Source organism: Streptomyces sp. 549 (assembly GCF_030124175.1).
In the GTDB taxonomy this organism is placed as follows: Bacteria; Actinomycetota; Actinomycetes; order Streptomycetales; family Streptomycetaceae; genus Streptomyces.
Genome location: NZ_JASKMT010000008.1, coordinates 42739 through 60645, shown reverse-complemented (window position 1 = coordinate 60645; position 17907 = coordinate 42739). Strand labels below are relative to the sequence as shown.

At 73.0% G+C, this 17907-nt stretch carries 15 protein-coding genes and 1 tRNA gene; 3 read left to right on the top strand and 13 right to left on the bottom strand.

Translation table 11 applies throughout. The features are described 5' to 3' along the window. Positions 1–129 precede the first annotated feature (129 nt). Positions 130–816 (bottom strand): ANTAR domain-containing response regulator, encoded by a 687-nt coding sequence (locus QNO07_RS12090; protein ID WP_502961822.1) that lies wholly within the window; start codon positions 814–816, stop codon positions 130–132. A 90-nt stretch (positions 817–906) separates the two neighbouring features. Here QNO07_RS12090 and QNO07_RS12085 point away from each other — a divergent pair. After that, positions 907–989, top strand: a tRNA-Leu gene (locus tag QNO07_RS12085). Positions 990–1162: 173 nt separating this feature from the next. Here the strand turns inward: QNO07_RS12085 and pyk are convergent. The 7 genes from pyk to QNO07_RS12050 all read right to left on the bottom strand — a co-directional run bounded on the left by pyk (position 1163) and on the right by QNO07_RS12050 (position 10289). Beyond that, positions 1163–2620, bottom strand: a complete 1458-nt coding sequence (pyk, locus tag QNO07_RS12080; RefSeq protein WP_283991806.1) for a pyruvate kinase — start codon at positions 2618–2620, stop codon at positions 1163–1165. Positions 2621–2791: 171 nt separating this feature from the next. After that, positions 2792–3511: an SIMPL domain-containing protein gene (locus QNO07_RS12075; protein ID WP_283991805.1), complete on the bottom strand. Its 720-nt coding sequence runs from the start codon at positions 3509–3511 to the stop codon at positions 2792–2794. A 121-nt stretch (positions 3512–3632) separates the two neighbouring features. Further along, positions 3633–5084, bottom strand: coding sequence for a lysine N(6)-hydroxylase/L-ornithine N(5)-oxygenase family protein (locus tag QNO07_RS12070; protein WP_283991803.1), 1452 nt, complete (start codon positions 5082–5084; stop codon positions 3633–3635). Then, the gene (locus QNO07_RS12065; protein WP_283991802.1) at positions 5081–6496 is read right to left on the bottom strand and encodes a pyridoxal phosphate-dependent decarboxylase family protein; all 1416 of its coding nucleotides are present in this window, start codon (positions 6494–6496) and stop codon (positions 5081–5083) included. The genes QNO07_RS12070 and QNO07_RS12065 overlap by 4 nt, the downstream gene beginning before the upstream one ends. Before the next feature lie 275 nt (positions 6497–6771). Further along, a complete protein-coding gene (pepN, locus tag QNO07_RS12060) occupies positions 6772–9303 on the bottom strand; it encodes an aminopeptidase N (protein ID WP_283991801.1) in 2532 nt (843 codons plus the stop codon). Positions 9304–9383: 80 nt separating this feature from the next. After that, a complete protein-coding gene (locus QNO07_RS12055; RefSeq protein WP_283991973.1) occupies positions 9384–9689 on the bottom strand; it encodes a chorismate mutase in 306 nt (101 codons plus the stop codon). A gap of 336 nt (positions 9690–10025) precedes the next feature. After that, entirely contained in the window at positions 10026–10289 is a 264-nt protein-coding gene (locus QNO07_RS12050) for a hypothetical protein (RefSeq protein ID WP_283991800.1), read from the bottom strand. Positions 10290–10532: 243 nt separating this feature from the next. On the opposite strand from QNO07_RS12050, the gene QNO07_RS12045 reads away from it, so the two are divergent. Together QNO07_RS12045 and QNO07_RS12040 are read left to right on the top strand one after the other, a co-directional pair. Beyond that, positions 10533–12191, top strand: a complete 1659-nt coding sequence (locus QNO07_RS12045) for a catalase (RefSeq protein WP_283991799.1) — start codon at positions 10533–10535, stop codon at positions 12189–12191. 159 nt (positions 12192–12350) lie between these two features. Next, positions 12351–13247, top strand: a complete 897-nt coding sequence (locus QNO07_RS12040; RefSeq protein WP_283991798.1) for a hypothetical protein — start codon at positions 12351–12353, stop codon at positions 13245–13247. Positions 13248–13287: 40 nt separating this feature from the next. Here QNO07_RS12040 and QNO07_RS12035 read toward each other — a convergent pair whose 3' ends face one another. The 5 genes from QNO07_RS12035 to QNO07_RS12015 all read right to left on the bottom strand — a co-directional run bounded on the left by QNO07_RS12035 (position 13288) and on the right by QNO07_RS12015 (position 17752). Then, positions 13288–13830 carry an AAA family ATPase gene (locus tag QNO07_RS12035; RefSeq protein ID WP_283991797.1) on the bottom strand — a complete coding sequence of 181 codons (543 nt, stop codon included), beginning with the start codon at positions 13828–13830 and terminating at the stop codon, positions 13288–13290. 54 nt (positions 13831–13884) lie between these two features. After that, positions 13885–14694, bottom strand: a complete 810-nt coding sequence (locus QNO07_RS12030) for a carbohydrate ABC transporter permease (RefSeq protein WP_283991796.1) — start codon at positions 14692–14694, stop codon at positions 13885–13887. A gap of 53 nt (positions 14695–14747) precedes the next feature. Then, the gene (locus QNO07_RS12025) at positions 14748–15740 is read right to left on the bottom strand and encodes a carbohydrate ABC transporter permease (RefSeq protein WP_283991795.1); all 993 of its coding nucleotides are present in this window, start codon (positions 15738–15740) and stop codon (positions 14748–14750) included. Next, positions 15730–16992, bottom strand: a complete 1263-nt coding sequence (locus QNO07_RS12020) for a sugar ABC transporter substrate-binding protein (protein WP_283991794.1) — start codon at positions 16990–16992, stop codon at positions 15730–15732. The genes QNO07_RS12025 and QNO07_RS12020 overlap by 11 nt, the downstream gene beginning before the upstream one ends. A gap of 292 nt (positions 16993–17284) precedes the next feature. Further along, complete coding sequence (locus QNO07_RS12015) at positions 17285–17752, bottom strand: hypothetical protein (RefSeq protein WP_283991793.1); 468 nt, start codon at positions 17750–17752, stop codon at positions 17285–17287. Between the last annotated feature and the right edge of the window lie 155 nt (positions 17753–17907).

The following is a 17907-nucleotide window of genomic DNA, read 5'->3' as shown; positions in this document are numbered from 1 at the left end:
GGGCAGCCGGGGAGAATCCCGGTAGCTGCATAAGGCACGGATTTCGCGTCGCGGCACACACCCACCGCGACGCCCCGCCGCCCGCCGACGGTCGGCCCGAGGGGCGCGGCGGTCGGCGGGCGGCGGCGGTCACTTCTGCTTCTTCTCCTCGGCGTCCTCGATGACGGCCTCGGCGACCTGCTGCATGGACAGGCGGCGGTCCATGGAGGTCTTCTGGATCCAGCGGAAGGCGGCCGGCTCGCTCAGTCCGTACTGCGTCTGCAGCACCGACTTGGCCCGGTCGACCAGCTTGCGCGTCTCCAGCCGCTGGGTGAGGTCGGAGACCTCCTTCTCCAGCTCCTTCAGCTCGGTGAACCGGGACACCGCCATCTCGATGGCCGGCACCACGTCGCTCTTGCTGAACGGCTTCACCAGGTACGCCATGGCACCCGCGTCGCGCGCCCGTTCCACCAGCTCGCGCTGGGAGAACGCGGTCAGCATCAGCACCGGCGCGATGCTCTCGGCGGCGATCTGCTCGGCAGCCGAGATCCCGTCCATGACGGGCATCTTGACGTCCAGGATGACGAGGTCGGGGCGGTGCTCGCGGGCCAGCTCCACGGCGGCGCGGCCGTCACCGGCCTCCCCCACCACGGAGTAGCCCTCCTCCTCCAGCATCTCCTTGAGGTCGAGCCGGATCAGCGCCTCGTCCTCCGCGATCACCACGCGCGTCGTCAGCGGCGGCACGTGGTCACGGGTGCCTTCGGCACCTTCGGCAGTCGCGGCACCTTCGGCGGTGCCGACTGCCGGGTGGGGCTCGGGGACGTCAGCGATGCTCACTGGGCTCCTCGCTTTCGGGCAGGTGGGGCAGCACGAGCCTACCCAGTACCGGGCGGACGGCGTTACCCGGTACACTCACCGGGGGCTGCGGCCGGGTTGGCGGAATGGCAGACGCAGATGCCTCAAAAGCATCGGCCCGAAAGGGCATGCGGGTTCGAATCCCGCACCCGGCACTCCACACACCACCCCTCTTCGCCTCTCCCGCTTCGCGCGCCCCTCGCGCGGCTCCCCCGGATGACATCCGCTCCGGACGGCGCCCGGCTCCCGATGACGTTCCGCCGGGAGTGCCACCGCACCGCGTTCCCCCACCACTGCCCGCCCCGGACGCGCCCCTGCCTGCACAGCCTCAGCCCAGCGGCGGCGCGTGGTGCGGCCTGGGGGCGTCCTCCTCACCGATGTGGTGCACCCGCACCAGGTTGGACGTACCCGGGACACCGGGTGGCGAGCCAGCGATGATGACCACCAGGTCGCCGCGCCGGCAGCGGCCGATCCTGAGCAGGATCTCGTCCACCTGGTCGACCATCTCGTCCGTGGTCTGCACGGTCGGGCCGAGCAGCGCCTCGACGCCCCAGGTCAGGTTGAGCTGGGCCCAGGTCGCCGGGTCCGGGGTGAAGGCCAGCACCGGGATCGGCGACCGGTAGCGCGAGAGCCGCCGCGCGGTGTCCCCGCTCTGGGTGAAGGCCACCAGGAAACGCGCCCCGAGGAAGTCGCCCATCTCCGCGGCGGCCCGTGCGACCGCGCCGCCCTGGGTGCGCGGCTTGCTGCTCGGCGTCAGCGGCGGCAGGCCGCCGGAGAGCATGTCCTCCTCGGCCGCCGCGACGATCCGGCCCATCGTGCGCACCGTCTCCACCGGGTACTTGCCGACGCTGGTCTCGCCGGAGAGCATCACCGCGTCGGCGCCGTCCATGACGGCGTTGGCCACGTCGGACGCCTCGGCCCTGGTGGGCCGGGAGTTGTCGATCATCGAGTCGAGCATCTGGGTGGCGACGATGACCGGCTTCGCGTTGCGCTTGGCCAGCTTGACGGCCCGCTTCTGCACGATCGGCACCGCCTCCAGCGGCATCTCCACCCCGAGGTCGCCGCGCGCCACCATCAGGCCGTCGAACGCGTCGACGATGCCTCGGAGGTTGTCGACGGCCTGCGGCTTCTCGATCTTCGCGATCACCGGCCGGAACACGCCCTCCTCCCGCATCACGCGGTGGACCTCACGGATGTCGTCGCCACTGCGGACGAACGACAGGGCGATGACGTCGACCCCCGTGCGCAGCGCCCACCGCAGGTCGTCGGCGTCCTTCTTGGACATCGCCGGCACCGAGACGGCCACACCCGGCAGGTTGAGGCCCTTGTGGTCGGAGACCACGCCGCCCTCGACGACCCTGGTGCGCACCCGCGGACCGTCGACCTCGACGACCTCCAGCGCCACCCGGCCGTCGTCCACCAGGATGCGCTCACCGGCGCTGACGTCGGTCGCGAGCCCGGCGTGGGTGGTGCCGCAGATGCTGTGGTCGCCCTCCACCTCCTCGACGGTGATGGTGAACTCGTCGTCGGCTTCAAGGAGTACGGGGCCCTCGCGGAACCGGCCGAGACGGATCTTCGGGCCTTGAAGGTCCGCGAGCACGCCGACGCTGCGGCCGATCTCCTCGGACGCCTTCCGGACCCGGCGGTACCGCTCCTCGTGATCGGCGTGGTCGCCGTGGCTGAGATTGAGGCGGGCGACGTCCATCCCCGCTTCGACAAGCGTCTTGATCTGCTCGTACGAGTCGGTGGCCGGTCCCAGGGTGCAGACGATTTTCGCTCGGCGCATACATCGAGCCTATGACTTACCAGCCAGTAGAGAACCACCCGAAAGTGGCCTGCCAACGTCCTTCGAGTGAAAGGGATTTGACAACTCTTGAATATGCGCGGGGTGCCGCTCACATGAGCGGAGTTGTCGGGCCGGAACAACCTCCGGTGCCGGTCAGGGTGCCAGGCGGTTTCAGAGCTGCGGTGCGCTGATGGTGAAACGTGCGTTGACCTGGGCGTGGACCGTCTGGCGGCGGGGTTCGAGGTCCAGCGCGGGCACGGCCGCCTCGGGGGCCGCACCGCCGAGACCGCGCAGCGCCGAGCCCGGCGCCGCCGGGGCCGGAGACGGAAACGCGCCTTCCGTGCCCAGGTCGGCCAGGTCGATCAGGCCGACCAGGTCCGCGCCGAGCGCCTGCGCGTATTCACGAGCGCGGGTGACGGCCTCCCGCACGGCGTGCTGACGGGCGCGCCGGTGCACCGGCGAATCCGGCCGCAGGGACCACCAGGGGCCGTCGACCCGGGTGAGGTCCAGTTCGGCGAGGCGGGTGCTGAGTTCGCCCAGGGCGGCGAAGTCGCGCAGCACCACCTGGAGGTGCACCCGGCCGTGGTGGGCGCGCACCCGCTCGCCCCGGCCGTGCTTGCTGAGTTCGGGAGTCAGGGTGAAGGAGCCGGTCTCGGTGGACTCGACGGCCTCCCCGTAGCTCCGCACCAGTTCCAGCACCTCGGCGTTGCGGCGGGTGAGGTCCTCCAGCGCCGCGCGCCGGTCGGAGCCGCGCGCCTGGACGGTGACGCCGATCCGGGCGATCTCGGGATCGGCCTCCAGCAGCGCCTCACCCCGCACCGCGACCCGCGGCAGGGCGGCGGCGCCGGTGCTGCTGCCGGGCGGGCTCACGGGGGCGGGAGTGTCGGTCATGCAGTCACCCTGGCAGACCCGGGCGGCCACCGCGAGCACTTCCGGGCACGGCGCTCCCACCCGGTCGTCCCCCGCCCGGGCACGGCCGTCCCGCCCGGCGCCGTCCCGTCCGGGACGGCCCTCAGTTGGCCGGGAGCGGGCGCAGCGCGGACTGCCCGGCGCGGAGGGCGGTCTCCGCGTCGGCCGCCGGGCGGCGCAGCCCGAAGCGGGTGAAGGCCGTTCGGCGGGGCAGCGGATACGGTTCCGCACCTGTCAGCGTGTTGAGCACGGACGCGCTGCGGTGCGCCGCGAGACCCAGGTCCGGTGTGCCCACTCCGTGGGTGTGCGTCTGCGCGTTGTGCACGAAGACGTCACCGGTGACGGCCGGGTCGAGCACCAGTCGGTGCTGCGCGTCCACCCGGGGGCGTTCCGCCGCGTCGCGGCGCATGTACGGGTCCAGGGCCGCCAGGATGCGGTCCAGCGAACGCTCCCGGTAGCCGGTGGCGAGCACCACCGCGTGGGTGGTGAGGCGGTCGCGTTCGTCCTGCTCGACGTGCTGGAGGTGCAGCTCGATCTGGGTGGTGCCGATCCGCCCGGCCGTGCGCACCGTGACCCCCGGCGTGAGCACGGCGCTCGGCCAGCCCCCGCCGAGCGTGCGGCGGTGCAGCTCGCGGTGGATGTCGTCGATCGTCCCGCTGTCGATCGCCTTGTAGAGCTGGTTCTGCCGGGGCAGCAGCGTGTTCCTGGTCTGCTCGGGCAGCGCGTGGAAGTACCGCTCGTAGTCGGGTGTGAAGTGCTCCAGCCCCAGCTTGCTGTACTCCATCGGCGCGAACGCCGGACTGCGGGTCAGCCAGTGCAGGCGCTCCTGGCCGGCCGGGCGGTGGGTGAGCAGGTCCAGGAAGACCTCGGCGCCCGACTGGCCGGACCCGACCACGGTGACGTGCTCGGCGGCGAGCAGGCGTTCGCGGTGGTCGAGGTAGTCGGCGGAGTGGATCACCGGCACGGCGGGCGCCTCGACGAGGGGCCGCAGCGGCTCGGGCACCTGCGGCGCGGTGCCGATGCCCAGCGACAGGTTGCGCGCGTAGGCGCGGCCCAGCGCGTCCGCCTCGCCGTCCTGGTCCAGCCGCGTGAAGTCGATCTCGAAGACGGCCCGTTCGAGGTTCCAGCGCACGGCGTCCACCTGGTGGCCGAAGTGCAGACCGGTGCTGGAGCCGTCGTCGGCGGCGAGTTCGGCGCTGACCCAGCGGCAGTAGGCGTCGAACTCGGCCCGCGGGGTGTGCAGCCGCTCGGCGAGGTAGAAGGGGAAGAGGCGCTCGTGCAGCCGCAGGTAGTTGAGGTAGCTGAACCGGCTGGTGGGGTCGGCCAGGCTCACCAGGTCGGCGAGGAAGGGCACTTGCAGGGTCGTGCCGTCGATGAGCAGCCCCGGGTGCCACCGGAAGTCGGTCCGCTGGTCGAAGGCGGCCAGCCGCAGGCCGGCGAGGGGCTGGGCGAGTGCGGCCAGGGACAGGTTGAACGGTCCGATGCCGACGGCGGCGACGTCGAGCGGGGCTTCGCTCTGTACCGCGCTGTCGGGGGCGGGCCCGGGTGCGTTCATGGCTGGAGGTCCTTCTCTCGGGCACTGTCGTCGACGAGGGTGAGCAGCGCGGTCAGGTCGGCGGAACGTGCGTGGGGGTTGAGCAGGGTGGCCTTGAGCCAGCGTCGGCCGTCCTGCTCGGCACGGCCGAGCACCGCCCGTCCGGTGCCGAGCAGGTGGCGGCGGATCGCGGCGACCTGCTCGTCATCGGCCGACGTCGGACGGAACAGCACGGTGGAGAGGCAGGGCCGGGCGTGCAGTTCCAGCCGGGGGTGCTCCTCGACGAGGTCGGCGAGGTGGCGGGCGGCTGCGCAGGTGCGTTCGACGAGGAGGCCCAGCCCGCTGCGGCCGAGGGCCTGCAGGGTGACGGCGATCTTCAGTACGTCGGGTCGCCGGGTGGTGCGCAGGGAGCGGCCCAGCAGGTCGGGCAGCCCCGCCCGGGTGTCGTCGTCGGCGTTGAGGTAGTCGGCCTGGTGGCCGAGCGGGGCCAGCAGTTCGGCGCGCGGCACGGTGAGCAGGCCGGCGGCGACCGGTTGCCAGCCGAGCTTGTGCAGGTCGAGGGTGACGCTGTCGGCGCGCTCCAGGCCGTCGAGGCGGTGCCGGAGACGGTCGCTGAACAGCAGCGGACCGCCGTACGCGGCGTCGACGTGCAGGGCGGCGCGGTGCCGGGCTGCGGTGTCGGCGACGGCGGGCAGCGGGTCGATCGCGCCGGTGTCGGTGGTGCCGGCGGTGGCGACGACCAGGGCCGGCAGACCGGCGGCGGTGGCTTCGGCGAGGGCCGCGTCCAGGGCTGCGGGGTCGAGCAGGCCGCGCGGGGCGGGCAGCACCACGGGCCGGTCGAGGCCGAGCACCCATGCGGACCGGCCCACGCTGTGGTGGGCGGAGGCCGCACAGAGCACCCGCAGCCGGGGGCCCGTCCGCTCGCGGGCGAGCAGCAGGCCGAGCTGGTTGGACTCGGTGCCGCCGGTGGTGAGCAGCGCGTCGGGGTCGTGCTCCCGGGGGTGGACCAGTGCGGCGAGTGCCCGGGTGGTGCGCTCCTCCAGGGCGGTGGCGGCGGGCGCCTGGTCCCAGGAGTCCATCGACGGGTTGAGCGCGCTGGCGGCGAGGTCAGCGGCGGCGGCCACGGCGAGCGGCGGGCAGTGCAGGTGGGCGGCGCAGTGCGGGTCGGCCGGGTCCGCGGCGCCTTCGGCAAGGGCGCGGACCAGGGAGGACAGGGCCGCGTGGGCGCCGGTGCCGTGCTCGGGCAGTACCGGTCCGCAGGCGGCGCGCAGCCGGGCCGCGGTGGCTTCGGGGCCGCCGGGCGGCAGCGGGCCGTCCCGGTCGGCGGCCCCCTCGGCGAGGGCGGTCAGCACGGTGTCGAGCAGCGGACGCAGCGCGCGGGGGCCGCTGGTGCCGCCCGCGAGCAGCGTGGCGTCGTCGGTGGGCACGGGCATGGGCGGCGCTCTTTCTGCTGCGGCTGGGGTGCCGTGAGCCATGACCGTAGGGCGTCACCGCTCCGGGACCGGCGCGGTGCGGAAGGGTTCGCCCGAAGGTGGTACGCGGAGGAGGTGTCGGCCGGACCTTTCTGGTAATGGGACCCCGCCGGGCCGGGACACCGACGAGCCCGGCCGCGCGGGGCGGGGCCGGGCTCGTGCGGGTAGTGGTCGCGGTTGCGGCCGGGGTCGCGGTCGTGGCTGTGGTGACGGGCGGGTGGCCGCCGAGGGTGCTGTCAGTCGCCCCGGACGGCGAGCGCCCGGCGCAGGTCGTCGAGCTGGTCGGCGAGCGGCCGGCGGAAGGCGGGCTGGCGGACCGCGGCGAGCGCCGCCTCACCGCGCTTGAGCAGGCCGTTGTCGACCAGCGGTGCCGGGAAGCCGTAGTGGACGGCGAACTGGGCGAGGGAGTCGCCGCGCCGTTCGGCCACGGCCGGCGCGTCGGTGAAGAAGCGCTCGCCGTACGGCTGGAGCACGTCGAGGTGCTCGGCCTGCCAGAAACCCTGGGCGGTGGCGGCGAAGAGGTAGTTGGACAGGCTGTCGGCCGGCCCGAACAGGGCCTGCCAGGCTGCTTCCTTGGCCTCCGCGCCGGGCAGCGCCGCCCGGCAGCGCGCCGCGCTCTCCCGGCCGGTCGCGCCCGGGTCGCGTTCGGCTTCGGCGCGGATGTCCGCCTCGCCTGCCGCTCCGAGGACCACGAGCCGATTGAGCACCAACCAGCGCAGTTCCGGGTCGAGTTCGGGCCCGCCAGGCACGGTGCCCGCCGCGCGCCAGGCTTCGAGCCCGCCCGGTTCGGTGGCGGAGGCGATGTGGTGGCGCACCGCGGTGAGCCGGATGCCGGTGGCACCCGGCGGCTGCGCGGCGCCGGACGCCACCGGCGCCGTCCGGTCGAGGAGTTCCCGGCTGAGGGCGTGCAGCGTGGCGAGCGCGGCCGGGCGGCGAGCGGCAGGCAGGTACCGGTCGGCGACCCAGGTCCGGGCGAACGCGAGCACACCCTGCACCACGGCGTTGTCGCTCTCGTGGGGCAGGTGGGCGGCGGCGGTCTCCAGGTAGGAGGCGGGGGCGAGTTCACCGTCCCTGACCATGTCCCGGGCGGCGTTCCACACCACGGCCCGGCTGAGCGGGTCGGGCAGTCCGCTCAGGGCTTCGCGCACGGTGGTCCAGGATTCCGCGTCGAGGCGGACCTTGGCGTAGCCGAGGTCGTGGTCGTTGAGCAGGACCAGGTCGGGCCGGGGACCGGGCAGGGTGACGGCGGTGGTGCCCGGCGGCTGCGGCACGTCGATCTCGACGCGGTCGCGCAGCACCAGCCGCGCCGGGTCGGCGGGGGCGCGGTCGTAGCAGCCGGCGAGCAGGCGGTGCGGGCGGCTCCCGTCGTGCCGCACGCCGAGCTGCCAGGTCCCGGGCGCGCTGCCGGCGGCCGGCTCGGGGGTGAGCGTGTCGACCCCGGTGGTGCGCAGCCAGTGGCCCGCCCACGTGTGCACGTCACGGTCGGTGGAGCCGGCGAGCGAGTCGAGGAAGTCGGCGAGCGTGGCGTTGCCGAAACGGTGCCGGGCGAAGTGCGCGTTGATGCCGGCCAGGAAGTTCTTCGGGCCGAGCCAGCTGACGAGCTGCCGCAGCGCGGAGGCGCCCTTGGCGTAGGAGATGCCGTCGAAGTTGAGGCGGGCGGCGGCGGTGTCGGGCACGTCCTCGGGGGCGGGCGCGACCGGGTGGGTGGAGGGCCGCTGGTCTGCGTCGTAGCCCCAGCCCTTGCGGTTGACGGCGAAGTCGGTCCAGGTGCCCTTCCAGTGGGTGGCGTCGGCCAGCACCTGGAAACCCATGTACTCGGCGAACGACTCGTTCAGCCAGATGTCGTCCCACCAGCGCAGCGTGACGAGGTCGCCGAACCACATGTGGGCCATCTCGTGCGCTATCACCATGCCGCGGCTCTGGCGCTGGGTGTCGGTGACGGCCGAGCGGTGGATGAACTCGTCCCGGAAGGTGACCAGTCCGGGGTTCTCCATGGCGCCGGAGTTGAACTCCGGTACGAACGCCTGGTCGTAGGAGTCGAAGGGGTAGGGCTCGTCGAAGATCTCGTGGTAGCGGTCGAAGCAGCGCCGGGTGATGTCGAGGAGTTCGGCGGCGTCGGCGTCGAGGTGCTCGGCGAGCGAGCGCCGCACGTGCAGCCCGAAGGGCAGCCCGGCGTGCTCGGTGCGGACCGAGTGGTAGGGGCCGGCGACCACGGCCATCAGGTAGGTGCTGATGGGCGGGGTGGTGGCGCACTCCCAGCGGCCCGGGCTGCCCTCGACGGGGGTGCTGATCCCGTTGCCGAGCACCGTCCAGCCCTCGGGGGCGGTGACGGTGACGGCGAACTCCGCCTTGAGGTCGGGCTGGTCGAAGCAGGCGAAGACCAGTGGCGCGTCCGACTGGCAGACCTGGGTGTAGAGGTAGCTGAGACCGTCGGCCGGGTCGGTGAAGCGGTGCATGCCCTCGCCGGTGTGCGAGTACCGCATGTCCGCCTCGACGAGCAGTTCGTGGGGCCCGGCCTCCAGCGCGTCGAGCCGGATGCGGCCGTCCTCGGCGGTGGTGTCCAGCGGCTGCCCGTCGAGCACGGCCCGGCCCAGGGCGGCGGGGCGCACCTCGACGAAGGTGGCGCCGGGCTCCCGGGCGGTGAAGCTGATCCGGGTGGTGCTGCCGTACACCTGCTCGCCGCGGGTGAGGTCGAGGTCGATGGTGTAGCGGTGGACGTCGAGGAGGTGTGCTCGGGTCTGCGCTTCGTCGCGCGTCAGTACGGACATGGGGACATGCTGCCGCACCCCGCCACCGGCCCGCAGCAGGCCCCGGGGGACGGCGGCCGACGGTGGGTGGGGCCGGTGGGTCAGGAGCGGGCGATGGTCTCGTGGTGGCGGATGACCTCGGCGATGATGAACGTCAGCAGCTTCTCCGCGAAGGCCGGGTCCAGCCGGGCGTTCTCGGCGAGTTGGCGCAGCCGGGCGATCTGCCGGGCCTCGCGTGAGGGGTCGGCCGGCGGCAGGGCGTGGGCGGCCTTGAGGCGGCCGACCTGCTGGGTGCACTTGAAGCGTTCCGCCAGCATGTGGACCACCGCGGCGTCGATGTTGTCGATGCTCTCCCGCAGCCGGGTCAGTTCCGCCTGTACGGACTCGTCGATGTCGCCGTTGCTCATGGACAGCGACCTTAGACGGGCCGGCCCTGCCGGGTGCGGGGTGTCCACGCTGCGGAAGGGCACAGCGGCCAGCGCGTCGCGGCAGGCGCCGGGTGGTTCGAGTCCGGGTCGAGCCACCCGGCGCACGGTGGCCGCATGACTGCCACGGACGCAGGGCGCGCCGCCGTGCACATCACCGCGCGCACCGCCCGTCCCTGAGCGCCGGCGCCCACAGCTGAACCGCTCCCCCACCGGGCGCACGCCCCCACTCGGCGCGTGCGCGGGTCCCGGGTGCGCGCTGCCGTGCGCCCGGGACCCGTGTGCTCAGCCCGCTCAGACCGGTGCGACGTACGGCCGTCAGTCGGGCGTCTCCTGGTCCGCGCGGCGCGACCGCTCGACGTCGCCCCCGGCCGGCTCGCCGTCCTCGGCGTCCACCTCGGTACCCGCCTCCCCCTCTGCGCCGACCTCCTCCAGCTGCCCGGCGTGCTCGGTCTCCGCACCGGAGCCGGCGCCGGTCTCCGGCGGGTCGGGGGTCCGCGCGTTCGGGTCGCGGTGCGTCTCCTGGTGCGTCTCCCGGGTTCGGGGACGGTCCTGCTCCTGGTGGTTCTGGTGGTCGCTCACGGGGCCTCCGGTGGTGGGCGGCGGGCGTCGGGGGCAGCACGGCCCGAGGGACGCGGAGTACCCGGGGGCGGCACGGGAAACCGCCGGCTGGGCCGTCCGGGTCAGCCGGGCGTGCGCCTGCATGGCTGGCGCACACCCGGGTACTGGGCCGTCCCCGGCCGGCGTGCCCGCGCGGGCACGCCGGCCTCCCACCGTGCAGTCCCGGGGCGACCGGGAAGCCGAGAAGTCAAGGAGCGCAGGGCCGTGACAGACGTATCGAGCGCAGGGTCCCCCTCGGACGACGACCGGCCGGTGCTCACCGACCGGCAGGGCCACCCGATCTACGACAACCAGAACCAGCGCACGGTCGGGGCCCGCGGCCCGGCCACGCTGGAGAACTACCACTTCCTGGAGAAGATCAGCCACTTCGACCGGGAGCGCATCCCGGAGCGCGTGGTGCACGCCCGCGGCGTGACCAGCTACGGCTTCTTCGAGGCGTACGGGGCCTGGGGCGACGAGCCGATCAGCAGGTTCACCCGGGCCAAGCTGTTCCAGGAGCGCGGCAGGCGCACCGACGTGGCGGTGCGCTTCTCGACGGTGATCGGCGGCCGCGACTCCTCGGAGGCGGCCCGCGACCCGCGCGGCTTCGCGGTGAAGTTCTACACCGAGGACGGCAACTGGGACCTCGTCGGCAACAACCTCGGGGTGTTCTTCATCCGGGACGCGGTGAAGTTCCCGGACGTCATCCACTCCCTGAAGCCCGACCCGGTCTCGCACGAGCAGAAGCCCGCCCGGATCTTCGACTTCATGTCGCAGACGCCGGAGAGCATGCACATGCTGGTCAACCTGTTCAGCCCGCGCGGCATCCCGTCGGACTACCGGCACATGCAGGGCTTCGGCGTGAACACGTACAAGTGGGTCAACAGCGAGGGAAAGACCGTCCTGGTCAAGTACCACTGGCTGCCCAAGCAGGGCGTGCGCAGCATGACCGAGGAGGACGCGGCCAACGTCCAGGCGGGCGAGCTGGGGCACGCGACCAAGGACCTGTACGAGGCGATCAACCGGGGCGACCACCCCGAGTGGGAGCTGGTCGTGCAGATGATGGAGGACGGCGAGCACCCGGAGCTGGACTTCGACCCGCTCGACGACACCAAGACCTGGCCCGAGCAGGAGTTCCCGCCGCGGCCGGTGGGCCGCATGGTGCTCGACCGGACCGTCGACAACTACTTCGCGGAGAACGAGCAGATCGCCTTCGGCACCGGCGTGCTGGTGGACGGCCTGGACTTCTCCGACGACAAGATGCTCGTCGGCCGGACGTTCTCCTACAGCGACACCCAGCGCTACCGGGTGGGCCCGAACTACCTCCAGGTCCCGGTCAACCACGCCAAGAACGCCGAGGTGCGCACCAACCAGCGCGACGGCCAGATGGCGCACTACCAGGACCAGGCCGGAGCGAACCCGGAGGTCAACTACGAGCCGTCGATCACCGGCGGCGTGCGGGAGGGCCAGTACCCGACGCACGACGAGCAGGGCCCGGAGATCCACGGCCGGCTGACCCGCAAGCGGATTCCCCGCGCCAACGACTACCTCCAGGCCGGCCAGCGGTACCTGCTGATGGAGGACTGGGAGCGCGACGACCTGGTCGAGAACTTCGTAGACCTGATCTCCCAGTGCGACCGGGCGGTGCAGGAGCGCATGGTGTGGCACTTCCTGCTGGTGGAGAACGACCTGGGCCTGCGGGTCGGTGAGGGGCTCGGCATCGGGCCGTCCGACGTGTCCCACCTGGAGCCGCTGACGACCCAGGACCTCACCGAGGAGGACCGCAAGCGGCTGGCGAACCTCGGCAGCAACCCGCCGCGGGACGTCTCCGGGCTCACCATGACGCACTGCGTGCCCAACGAGCGGCACACCGTCACCCGCTGACCCGCCGCCTGCCGGGGATGAGCCGCCGCCCGCCCCCGCCCCGCGCCGCCGCCCGCCACCGGGTGGCGGCGAGGGGCGTTCGGGCGCGCGCGGGCGTTCGGGCAGGCCCGCGGCGGCGGGCTGCCCGTACAGTGGGCAGCGTCGGACGGGGGTGAGGGCGTGGCCGCTGGGCGGGACGTCGAACGCGGGTTCCCGCATCTGGAGACGGTGCGCGAGGCGGTGACGGCGCTGTACCGCCGGTTGTCCGGCGACGGGGTGCGGTCCTTCGACCTGAGTGTGGTGCCCGCCGACGTGGCGTTCGCGGACGACGACGACCTGCGGCTCGGCGCGCAGCGGGTGGCCCGGGTCATGGTGGCGCAGCTGCGGCTGCCCGAGGCACCGGTGGTCGTCACGTTCCGGGAGATGGAACACGCCGCGCAGATCGAGCCGGCGGGCGGCCCGGAGTACTTCGTCGAGCTGAACGCGCGCTTCCGCGAGCACCGGAGGGACATCGGTGCGGCACTGGCCCACGAGATCACCCACGTCTACCTGCACCGGCTGGGGCTGGCCTTCGACGGGGTCCGCAACAACGAGATCCTCACCGACACCGTCGCCACCTACCTGGGTGCGGGCTGGCTGCTGCTGGACGCCTTCCGGCAGGACCGGCTGTCCTCGCAGAAGCTCGGCTACCTGACGCCGGAGGAGTTCGGCTACGTCCTGGCGAAGCGGGCGGAGGTGTTCGGCGAGGACCCGTCGGTGTGGTTCACCAGCCCGCAGGCCTACGAGGCGTACACCGCGGGCCGCCGCAAGGCGGACGAGGACGCCCGGCGCCCGCCGCTGACGGCGGCCGGCTGGGCGGGCCGCCGCGCCTACGCCCGGGACCGGCGGTGGGCGCGGGACCGGCTGGCGGACGGCGCCGGGCCGGTGACCAGCGGTCCCTACACCTTCGAGAACCGCTCGCAGCTGCGGGTCGCCTTCGACTGCCCGACCTGCTTCCAGCGCATCCGGGTGCCGGTGCGGGGCCGGGTGCGGGCCCGCTGCGGGCTGTGCCGCACGGTCCTGGAGTGCGACACCTGACAGCCCCCGGTGGTGCCCGGCCCGGCCCCGCCGCGCGGTCTCAGAGCCGGAAGCGGCCGTCGGCCAGGCCGAGCAGTACGGCGTCGACGGTGGCGGTGCTGTCCAGCAGGGAGGAGTCCAGCACATGGCTCTCCAGCTCGCCCAGGTCGGCGAACTGCCGGTGCATGTGCCGGATCGGCCCGGGGTCGGTGAGCGGGTGGTCGGGGCGGGCGGTGCCGCGGTCGAGCGCGGTCTGCTCGTCCGGCCGCAGCACCGCGTAGTGCAGGTCGAGCCCCGCCGCCTCGGCGGCCTGCCGGATCGGAGGCAGGAACCAGGGGCCGATCACGCCGTCCACGAGCACCTGGTAGCCGTCCGCCGCGTACCCGGCGGCGGCCCCGGCCAGCACCCGCACGACGGTGGCGTTCTGCGCGTCCGCCTCGGGCCGGTAGGGGGACACCGCTCCGTGCACGATGTTGGCCCAGAAGTCGTCGGCGTGCAGGTGCACCACCGGGGCCGGCCGCAGCGAGGCGAGCAGTCGGGCCACGGTGGTCTTGCCCGCGCCGGGCGGGCCTGACAGGACGAGGATGCTGCCGTCGGTGCTCATCCTCGGCACCCTAGGGCTGTCCTGCGGGGTGACAGTCAGCGGGGTGCCGGTCGGTCAGCCCTTGACGGCTCCCGCGGCGAGCCCGGAGGACAGTCTGCGCTGCACGAGCACGAAGAAGACGAGCACCGGCAGCGTGATGAGAGTGGAGCCGGCCATCACCGCGCCCCAGTCGTTGGTGTGCTGCCCGAAGAAGCGGTGCAGCCCGACGGCGGCGGTGAAGCGGCTCTCGTCCTGGAGGAACGTGAACGCGAAGACGAACTCGTTCCAGGCCACGATGAACGAGAACACGCTGGTGGCGACGAGCCCGGGGGCGACCAGCGGCAGCAGCACGCTGCGGAACATCCGCAGCCAGGTGCAGCCGTCGAGGTAGGCGGCCTCCTCCACCTCCCGCGGCACCGCGGCGACGAAGCCGCGCAGCATCCAGATCGCGAACGGCAGGGAGAACGCCAGGTAGACGACGGTCAGGCCGAGCAGGCTGTTGAGCATGTCCAGGTTGCGCATCTGGACGAACAGCGGGATGACCAGGGCCTCCAGCGGCACCATCTGCACCACCAGCACCATCACCAGGACGGCGGTGCGGAAGCGGAACGTGAAGCGGGCCACCGCGACGGCCGCCAGCAGCGACAGCACGCCGGCCAGCAGCACCGTCCCGGCGCCGACCAGCGCCGAGTTGAGCAGGAAGCGCCCGAAGCCGCCCTCGTCCAACACGAAGCGGAAGTGGTCGAGGGTGAAGCCGCTCGGCAGCAGGTTCGCACCGCGGGCGTCGGCCCGGGGGTCGAACGCCGACGTCACCATCCAGTACACCGGCAGCACGGTGAAGGCGAGCAGCGCGGCGACGGCCGCAGCGGTCGCGGCGCGGGACACCAGGGACGTCCTTCGGGGCGGGGGCGATGCCCTGCGGGACGCGAGGGAGGCGCTCACAGTTCCTCACCCTCCTTGAACAGCGTGCGGATGTAGACGGTGGTGACGGCCAGGAGCAGCAGCGTCAGCAGCACGGCGACGGCGGCTCCCATGCCGTACTGGCGCTGGGCGAAGGACTCCACGTAGGACCACACACCGAGGTTGAGCACGTCCCGGTTGGCGCCGTTGCCGCCCGGCATCAGGTAGAGCTGCACGAACACCTTGAAGTCCCAGATGGTCGACAGGATGAGCACCACCATGAACACCGGCTTGATGGCGGGCACGGTGATCGACCAGAAGCGCTGCCAGGCGTTCGCGCCGTCGACGATGGCCGCCTCGTACAGTTCCCTGGGGACGGTGAGCAGCCCGGCGAAGACGGTGACGGCCACGAACGGGAAGCTGTGGTGCACCACGTTGAGGGTGGCGATGGCGTAGAAGGAGAGCCGGCCGGTGAACCAGTTGGTGTCGGCCGGGTCCACCGCGCCCAGGCCGCCGAGCAGTTGCACGACGGCGCCGTTCAGCGGGTCGAACAACCAGATCCACACGTACGTGCCGGTGACGGCCGGCATGGCCCAGGCCATCATCAGCACGCTTGCGCACACCGTGCGCCACAGCGGGCTGAGCCGTTGCATGAGCAGCGCCACCAGCGTGCCGAGCACGACGGTCAGGGAGACGCAGGCCGCCGCGAACAGCACGGTGTTGGGCAGGACGGTGGTCCACAGGTAGGGCTGGCCGAGGATCTCGCGGTAGTTGGCCAGGCCGTTGTAGTTGCTGGTGCCGCTGACGATCTCCCGCAGGCCGTAGTCCTGGAGGGACATCCACACCACCCGCGCCAGCGGCCACACCAGCAGCCCGGCGACGGCCAGCAGCGCCGGGGCCAGCAGCAGCCAGGGCCGCTGGCGGCGCCTGCGGTGGGCCCGGCGGGCGGCGGGGCCGGGAGGAGGCAGCGGACGGACGGGGCGGGCCGGGGCGGCGGCAGCGGACGGGTGGGGCGGGGTCTCAGTTGCCAAAGGACTTGTCCATGTCGGCCGCGGCGGCGTCGGCCGCCTGCTGCGCGCTCTGCTTCCCGGCGAGCACTGACTGCAGCATCTGGGCGAGTGTCTTCTTGCCCTGGATCTCGCCGTAGGCGGGGGTGACGGGCACGGTCCGGCCCGCCTCGGTCATCTGCCGGGCGAAGGGCGCCACCAGCGGGTCGCCCTGCTCGCGCACCTTCTCCACCAGGGACCGGCGGCCGGCGAAGTATCCGGACTGCTCGGCCCACCGGGCGGCGAACCGGCTGCTGCTCATCAGTTCCACGAACTCCCAGGCGAGTTCGCGGCGCGGGCTCTCCTGGAAAACACCCAGGTGGGAGCCGCCGAGGAAGGAGGGGCTGAGTCCGCCGTCGGGTCCGGGGATCGGCGCGGCGGCGAGCTTGCCCTCCATCTCCGGGCTGCGCTGTGTGATGGCGGCGGGCGTCCAACTGCCGGAGACGGTCATGGCGACACGGCCGGCCTGGAAGTTGTCGACCAGGTCGGCCTCGTTCCAGGTGTGGGCCGCCTTGGGTGAGAAGCCGTCCTTCGTGGCGAGGGCGGTGTAGAAGGAGAGGCCGCGGACGGCGTCGGCGGAGTTGACGGCGGCCTTCCAGCTGCCGCCGCTCTCGGTGGCCAGGTCGCCGCCGGCGCCCCAGATGAACGAGTCGAGGATGTACTCGTTGTCGCCGACCACCGGGAACGGGATCATGTCCGGCTCCTCGGCCTTCAGCCGGGCCGCGACCGCGCGCAGTTCCTTCCAGGACCCGGGGGCGTCGAGGCCGTGCTTGTCGAAGACGTCCTTGCGGTAGAGCAGGGCCCGCACCCCGGCGTACCAGGGCATGCCGTACAGCCGCCCGTCGAGGGTGCCGGCCTCACGCAGCCCCGGGACCAGGTCCTCGTCGAGTCCGGCGCCTTCCACGTCGTCGGTGAGGTCGGCGAGCGCCCCGGCGTCGGCGAACTCCGCCGTCCAGGTGGTGCCGATCTCCGCCACGTCGGGTGTGGTGCCGCCGGCCATGGCCTTGGTGAACTTGTCGTGGGCGTCGGGCCACGGCACGTACTGGACCCTGAGATCGGCGCCGGTGCGCCGGGTGAACTCCTTGCCGACGTCCCGGAAGAAGGGCCCGGAGTCCGGATTCGTTCCCTCCATGATCCATACGGTGAGGGCGCCGTCCCCGGCGGCGGAGCTGCCGCTGCCGCAGGCGGTCAGGGTGAGCGACAGGACCGCTCCGACGGCGATGGCACGCTTCCTCATTGCCGGGCTCCTCAGCGCAGTGCGGACTGCGGGTGACCACCTGGCCACCCGCGGTGACGCTTCCACCTTGCGCCATGCGGGGCCCTTCGGCGTGGACCGGCGCCGCCGTCGGGTTGAGCTTTGACGGATCGGCCTACTGCGGAGACTCCAGCACCGTCGTCCCACTGCCGGGCCACTCACGGCCGGACCACTCACCGCCGGGCCACGCACGGCGGCCCGGAACGCGGGGTCGCGGTTCCGGGCCGTCGGGTCGGGCTGGGGGTAAGGGGCACGGCCGTGCGGTGAGGCGGGTCTACTTCTCCAGCAGGTCCTTGCCGGTGGCGGCGTCCACCACGGTCCGGTCGCCGAGCGGCTGCTCCAGCTCGACCTCGACGTCGTCGATGAGCAGCTGGTCGGTGCAGAAGTCGACGTCCTTGGGCTTCGCCCAGCCGGCGACGACCACGTAGCCCTCGGACTCCTTCACGTGCACGCCGAAGTCCTCGTCGCAGGCCCCGTGGCCGACGGCCACCTCGAAGGTGGTGTCGTCGGAGCCGGGCGGACTTGCGTCCTCCAGCGGCAGCATGTCGTCGGGACGGCCGGAGACGGCACTGACCTCGGGCCACTCCGCCTCGATCTTCGCCGCCCGCTTGTCGAAACGGGTCTGCTTCTCGGAAGCGGACGGTGAGCCGTCCGAACGCACGCTCTGGTTGTTGCTGCCGCACCCGCCGGCGGCCAGTGCCGCGACCGCCGCCAGGGCCACCGCCGTAGTCCTTCGTCGCATCGTTGCCTCCTGTGTGGGGTGCCGATGAGACGCGGCCGCGCCCGTTCCGGTTCCGGTCCGGCCGCCGCCCGCGAGGGGTCTGGAGCCGTCCGGGCCAAGCCGCGCCCGGACGCGGAGGTGCCGCGGTGCCCGCCCTCGGTCGGGGGTGAGGGCGG

Excerpts from the sequence above, each read along its gene's own strand:
- QNO07_RS12020 (WP_283991794.1), bottom strand. The coding sequence starts at position 16,992 with ATGAGGAAGCGTGCCATCGCCGTCGGAGCGGTCCTGTCGCTCACCCTG.
- pyk (WP_283991806.1), bottom strand. The coding sequence starts at position 2,620 with ATGCGCCGAGCGAAAATCGTCTGCACCCTGGGACCGGCCACCGACTCG.
- QNO07_RS12075 (WP_283991805.1), bottom strand. The coding sequence starts at position 3,511 with ATGACCGACACTCCCGCCCCCGTGAGCCCGCCCGGCAGCAGCACCGGC.
- QNO07_RS12035 (WP_283991797.1), bottom strand. The coding sequence starts at position 13,830 with ATGAGCACCGACGGCAGCATCCTCGTCCTGTCAGGCCCGCCCGGCGCG.
- QNO07_RS12070 (WP_283991803.1), bottom strand. The coding sequence starts at position 5,084 with ATGAACGCACCCGGGCCCGCCCCCGACAGCGCGGTACAGAGCGAAGCC.
- QNO07_RS12055 (WP_283991973.1), bottom strand. The coding sequence starts at position 9,689 with ATGAGCAACGGCGACATCGACGAGTCCGTACAGGCGGAACTGACCCGG.
- QNO07_RS12065 (WP_283991802.1), bottom strand. The coding sequence starts at position 6,496 with ATGCCCGTGCCCACCGACGACGCCACGCTGCTCGCGGGCGGCACCAGC.
- pepN (WP_283991801.1), bottom strand. The coding sequence starts at position 9,303 with ATGTCCGTACTGACGCGCGACGAAGCGCAGACCCGAGCACACCTCCTC.
- QNO07_RS12015 (WP_283991793.1), bottom strand. The coding sequence starts at position 17,752 with ATGCGACGAAGGACTACGGCGGTGGCCCTGGCGGCGGTCGCGGCACTG.